The organism is Streptomyces sp. NRRL S-118 (assembly GCF_000716335.1).
In the GTDB taxonomy this organism is placed as follows: domain Bacteria; phylum Actinomycetota; class Actinomycetes; order Streptomycetales; family Streptomycetaceae; genus Streptomyces.
The window spans coordinates 1-1,474 of record NZ_JOBL01000341.1 but is presented as its reverse complement, the minus strand read 5'-3'; the positions used below and the strand labels follow the sequence as shown (position 1 = coordinate 1,474).

Annotated in this window: 1 protein-coding gene; it reads right to left on the bottom strand. The window is 74.5% G+C overall.

What is annotated here, in order from left to right; translation table 11 throughout:
* Positions 1-1,474: polyketide synthase dehydratase domain-containing protein (locus tag IH00_RS0103295; RefSeq protein WP_031069332.1), on the bottom strand; the 1,474-nt coding region annotated here is incomplete at both ends.

The following is a 1,474-nucleotide window of genomic DNA, read 5'->3' as shown; positions in this document are numbered from 1 at the left end:
CCCCGCGTCGCGAACACCAGCCGCGAACCCGCCACCCGCTCATCCGCCAGCCACCACTGCAGCAGCTCCAGCGCCTGGGCCGCGGCCTCCCGCGTCGCCTCCACCGGGGCCGCTGTGGTGTCGCTTGCGTCGATGGTGGCGACGACCGCCTCGGGCACCGTGGCGCCGTCGGCGAGTGCCTTCTCCCACGCGGCACGGTCGGCGTAGTGGTTCTCCGTGCTCGTGCGAGCCGCCCCGAGGAATGCGATCCGGGGCGTGCCGGCGGCCTGGTCGGCCGTGACGGCGGTCCAGTCGAGCCCGAACAGGGAGTCGCCCCCGCCGCGCCGGCCGGTCTGCAGTTGCGCCTGCTCCACCGGTCGCACGTCGATGGAGTCGACGGAGACGACCGGGGTCCCGGTGTCGTCGACCGCGTCGAGCCGTAGCGAGGAGTCGCCGGTGGTGGTGGTGCGGACGCGGAGCGTGGTGGTGCCGCGCTGCTCGATCCGGACGCCGGTCCAGCTGAACGGCATCTTGTGCCGGCTGTTGTCGCGGGCGGCCAGCAGGGCGGCGCCGCTCTGCAGCGCGGCGTCGAACAGCGCGGGGTGGATGCCGAACGTTCCGCCGTCGACGTCGTCGGGCAGGGCCACCTCGGCGTAGGTCGCGTCGCCGTCGCGCCAGGCGGCCCGCACGCCCTGGAAGACGGGGCCGTAGTCGTAGCCGAGCTCGGCCAGATCTCCGTAGAGCTCGTCGACGGAGAGCTGCTCGGCACCTTCCGGCGGCCATGCGGCGGGCCACGGTACCGAAGTCCCGGCCCCGGCCTCGGCGGTGAGGAGACCTCGCGCGTGGCAGGTCACGTCCCGCTCGGCGTCCTCGGCTCCGGTTTCGGGGCGCGAGTAGATCGCCACCTCGCGGCGGCCGTCCTCGCCTGCCTCGCCGACGGTGACCTGCACCTGCCGTGTGACGCCGTCCTCCAGGAGCAGCGGCGCCTCCAGCACCAGCTCTCCGAGGACCGGGCTGCCGGCCCGGCGCCCCGCGGCGAGTGCCAGCTCGACCAGTCCGGTGCCCGGCACCACGATGGTGCCGAGCAGCATGTGCTCGGCGGCCCACGGCTGGGTGTCGGTGGAGAGGCGGCCGGTGAACAGCCACTCGTCACGGTCGCCGACGGAGACGGCCGCCGCGAGCAGCGGGTGGTCGAGCCGCCCGAGTCCGGCCGCGGTCGCGTCCCCGCCACCGGTGTTCGGGGCCAGCCAGTACCGTTCGCGCTGGAACGCGTACGTCGGCAGCTGTGTCCGCCGGGCTCCGGTGCCCGCGTAGAACGCCGCCCAGTCCACCCGTACGCCCGCGTTGTGCGCCTGCGCGAGGAACCCGGCGAAGGTCTCGGCCTCGGAGTGGCGGGCGCGCAGCGCCGGTACGAAGACGACGTCGTCCTCGTTCTCCAGGGACTGTCGTGCCATCGCGGTCAGCACCGCGTCGGGGCCCAGCTCCAGGAAGCGGC